Here is a 4,731-nt window from a genome sequence, read left to right as displayed (position 1 = left end):
TGTTTCGTCACAGCTTGTTTCAATCCCAAGAACCGTAATTTTGCTCATAAACTGTATATTTAAATAATAATTACTCTTAAATTACATTATATATATAAAAATAAGAAAATGATCATTATTTATGAAACTGCTTGTAGGTATAAGAAACAGTAAACTTTCAAATTTGCAATCTGAAATTGTGATACAGGAAATATCTAAATACATTATCAAAAACGAACACGAACTTTCTGTTAAGCATATAAAAACTATGGGTGATATTAAAAACACCGAAAGATTGGATAAGTTGGGAGGCAAAGGTCTTTTTGCTAAAGAAATAGAAGATCAGCTTATCAGAGATGAGATTCAACTAGCAGTGCACTCTTTAAAGGATTTGCCATCAAAAAACACCAACGGCTTGGATATCGTAGCATTTTTAATGCATACACAACGAAATGATGTTTTGATTTCAAATTCTGGAAAAAAGTTGGCCAACTTATCCCCGGGCTCAACTATAGGAACCAGCTCTATCAGAAGAAGGTCACAAATTCTTAGATTGAGAAAAGACTTAAATATTAAATTGCTCAGAGGCAATGTAGATACAAGGATTAAAAAATTGAGAGAATTAGAATATGATGCAATTATTTTGAGTTATGCAGGCATTGCACGACTTGGATTTGGCAACATTATTACAGAAATTCTCGACTTTGAGAATTTTATGCCTGCAGCATGTCAAGGTATCATAGGTGTGCAAACAACATCAAATTCCCAACATAAAGAAATTTTAAAATCAGTTAATCAAACAGAAACAAACATTATAGCTGAAACTGAAAGAGAAGTATTAAGATTAATTGGAGCAAACTGTAATAGTCCTGTGAGCGTGTTGGCTCAAATAAAAAGAAATAAAATAGAACTTGCGTGTCAAATATTAGATCATCATGGAAACTTATTATTTAAAGGGTTTGAGACTGATGATCAAACAAACAGCATTAAACTTGCATACCAAATGTCCGAACAAATTTTATCCGTTGTTGGACAAAAAAATATTGATGATTTAGATAATTTAAAAGATGATTTTGATTACTCGCCCAAGCATTGAAGGTAAATTATTATCTGCAGAATTGAAGAAAGACAAACTACCTTGTGTTCAAGAACCGTTAACAAACTTTAAATTTGTTAAAATTAAAAAAATAAAAATAGACGACAAAGTTTTTATAATTTCAAGTCTGCAAGCAGTCAAAGCAATATCAAAGCAAAAAAAAATTTACGCAAAACTTTTATATCAGGGTAGAATTTTAGTTATCGGTCAAAAAGTAAAAGAAGAGCTTCATAAAATTGGTGCTAAAAAAATTGAAAAAGTATTTTTAGATAGTTGTGAACTTACAAAATTTTTAAAGAAAAACAAAAAACACAAACACAAACTCGAATATCTTTGCAGTAACATAGTAAACAATGAATTTATTAATAGTCTTAAGGCTGAAAATATTCAAATCAGAAAAAAGATAATTTATCAAACGATACCTTCATCAACACTTTCATTGAAAACACAAAAACTGATGTCGAATGATAAAATAAAAATCGTTCTATTTTTTTCAAAGTTTAGTGCTCAAAATTTTTTAAAACACATACATGATAATAATTTAGAATCTTCTCTATCTAAAATTGTGGCAGTCTGCATAAGTGATAGGGTCGCAAAATATATAATAAAGTGTTCTTTATTCGAGGGCGTGAAAATAGCTAAGAATCCAAACCAAATTTCGATAATTGGTTTGCTAAAAAGCCTATATTTTTGATTATATTCTAGGGGGTCTTCTTTAATAAATTTTTACCAGTTTTCCGTTAAATAAATGTTGCAATTATGCATCACTTATTTAAATATGATTGAAAATAAGCTGTATAAACATTTGACTAATTTATTGAATTTAAGTTTAATAATCTAATTCTATGGCACAGGTGTGTCATAAATGTTTATACATAAGAATAATATTATAATAATGGTTTTCATTATGAAATTAAAACAGGGGAGATATTAATGAGTTTTAAGTTTCTAAAAAATCTATCTGCCGGCATTCTATTGCTTGCAGGTTTTTCTACGACTGCGTACTCACTTGACGTAAACAGTGGAGCGTTTGTTGGACAAATAAACACTACAGTATCGTCTGGTTTTTCAATGCGTGTTCAAGATCGTGATTGTAAAATGATTGACGGCTACAGTTACTCGGAAGCATCAGCAGCTGATGCAGCAGTTGTAGCTTTTGTAATTAATCAACGAATAAGACAAAATAATGCTGATCCGAACTCTTCAGCACTGTCAACTTATACTAGTGGTTCAGCTGGTGGCTGTGCTGGTTACAGAACTGATGATTATGGAAATACCCCAACAGAATTTTTAGATTTTTATGGAAACCAAGCGAACAATGGAAACCTAAACTTTGATCAAGGTGATGTATTCAGTGCAACGCAAAAGGTTTATACAGAAATTGATGGAACCTTAAATGGCACAACAGGTATTCGTTTGTCTGCCGTTGGATCTTACAACCCCGCATTAGATATTAGCTCTCCAATATTTAAGCAACTTAATTCAGATGCAGAAGAGGCATTTGAAAGCGACTTCACTCTCCTTGACGCTTACCTCACACACTCTTTTGATACTGATGGAACTTTTGTTGACTTGCAACTTGGACGCTTTGTCACTAGTTGGGGTGAAGCAACTTTTTTACCAATCGGTATGAATGGTTTAGTTACAAACGCGCTAGACCTATCTAAACTAAGAGCACCGGGCTCTGGAGTTAAAGAAGCTCTAATTCCAACTGAAACATTATCAGTTGCTTTAGGTCTTGAAGACGGATCAGGTCTAGAATTTTATTATCAATTTAGTAATGACATGATCGAGCTTGATCCAAGTGGTGCATATTTTGGAAGTGAGACTTTCGGAAGAGGTGCAACTTCTATTCTATCTACTGGATCTAACTATAGAGAGAGAATGGCACCAGAGGCATGTCCTCACATGGCCGTAGGTACAGCTGCAATGGCACTTGCTGGTTATGCGGCAGGAAATAACCTCGGTTGTACTTTAGCAACTGCTACGAACTGGACTCAAAATGCTGATAACTGGCGTGCATTTGATACCACTCATTTAGTTACTAGAGGTTTTGATATCATGACTGCTCTTGAGTGGACGATGGCAAGAGGTGTTGCGATGGCCCATAACTTTACTGCAAATCAGGATGCTTTAACTGCGCCTGGATTTAATGGATTAAATGATGACGGTAGTAGAGGCCACGTTGCTATTTCAGCAGGATGGGGTTCAGGAACTGCTGCTGATGTTGATTATGCAATGAGCATTTTACCTGCAGCTCGTTTTGATAAGTCAGGAACAGTAGATCTCTTTCCAGATGAAACTGGTCTATTTGAAACTCTAAGAGACGATGGCCAGTACGGATTCAGATTTAACAAATATGTTGATAATATCGGGACTGGTGTGGACTTTGGATTGTATTTCGCAAATTACCATTCAAAAGTTCCATATGTACAATTCTCAATGCCAGGTAATGTATTTGCTGGTGATATACTAGGCGCTTACTTATTAGCTGCTGGTGATGCTGCAGGTACTTTAGATGATTCAGGTGTAATGGCAGCGGGTACTGATACTGCAGGTGTTTATGATTTAAGTGGAACTCAACAAGTTCATGCTGCATTATCCAATGCTGCATTAAGTCCAGGATTATGTAGTGCTGTAATGAAATCAAGCATGAGAGGCTTAATGGCCGCTGGTGGCGCCACTAACTACGCAACTGGTAACGCTCAACAAAAGCACAGAGACAACTTAATGATCCAAGCTTATTTCAGTGAGCAATTCAGTAATGGCGACCGAGCTCACGATGCAAGTGAGTGTTTCGCTATGGTTGACACGCTCGGTAGAGCTGCACAGGCTGCAGCAAACGTTGCAAACGGTGCTGTTCCTGGTAACACAGGTGCTGGTGCAGTCTATGACGCAACTACTGGTGCTTTACACTCCGGATTAATTGGAACTGGCGCAAGATTATTTGCTGCCGTAACTCCAATCAATATGATTACTTATCAAGGTATCTTCCCAGAAGATAACAAAGTATATGCTGCAAGTTTTAGTACGAATGTTGGTTCTACTACGGTACAGGGTGAATTGGCTTACAGACCTGACTTCCCACTTGCAACTGATGCATCTGACCAAATCAATCAATTAAATGATAAAAACGGTGCAAACGATGCTCTAAACTTTGTTGCAATTGCTGGTGCTGATGCCGCTGCTGCAAACGCTGCGGTAGGCTCTGTTGGTACAGGTGATGCATTAGCAGCAACTGCGACAGCTTTCCAAACGGCAGCTGGACTTGCACCGGATCGTTACTTCAGAACGGTTGCTGCATATGAGCGATCTACACTTGGAGATGTATTAGACTCTAATGGAAATGCAACTACTAATCTTACTGCAAGATATTATTCAAAACCATTTATTGAATATGATGTTTGGAGCGGATCACTTGGAACTACAACTTCATTCACTGCATCCGATCCAGTCACAAAAACAATTGGTGCTGACAGTGTCGCGCTTTTAACTGAGTTTGGTTTTGTTAGCATTCGTGACCTTAATGATGCTGCGAACGGTTATGTGGCAAGAAATGGTTCCAATGAGGGTCCTGCATCAGGAACTAATAAGTGTCTTGGTGCGATTGGAACATCAAACACTGGTTTAGATGCAGCTGGTGCTGCAATTTCTAA

General features: G+C 36.4%; 3 protein-coding genes. All 3 read left to right on the top strand.

All coding sequences use genetic code 11. From position 1 onward, the window contains the following. Positions 1-121: 121 nt before the first annotated feature. On the top strand, positions 122-1,075 hold the full coding sequence (hemC, locus tag B4237_RS03150) for a hydroxymethylbilane synthase (RefSeq protein WP_286941326.1): 954 nt from the start codon (positions 122-124) through the stop codon (positions 1,073-1,075). After that, on the top strand, positions 1,053-1,769 hold the full coding sequence (locus B4237_RS03145) for a uroporphyrinogen-III synthase (protein WP_286941324.1): 717 nt from the start codon (positions 1,053-1,055) through the stop codon (positions 1,767-1,769). The genes hemC and B4237_RS03145 overlap by 23 nt, the downstream gene beginning before the upstream one ends. A gap of 239 nt (positions 1,770-2,008) precedes the next feature. Further along, on the top strand, positions 2,009-4,731 hold a 2,723-nt coding region (locus tag B4237_RS03140; protein ID WP_286941323.1), incomplete at its 3' end, for a DUF1302 domain-containing protein.

The sequence above is a fragment of the Acinetobacter sp. UBA6526 genome, from assembly GCF_002434875.1.
Lineage (GTDB): Bacteria > Pseudomonadota > Gammaproteobacteria > Pseudomonadales > Moraxellaceae > Acinetobacter > Acinetobacter venetianus.
The sequence above is the reverse complement of the archived record's forward strand: the minus strand, read 5'-3'. Positions and strand labels throughout refer to the sequence as shown.

Excerpts from the sequence above, each read along its gene's own strand:
- hemC (WP_286941326.1), top strand. The coding sequence starts at position 122 with ATGAAACTGCTTGTAGGTATAAGAAACAGTAAACTTTCAAATTTGCAA.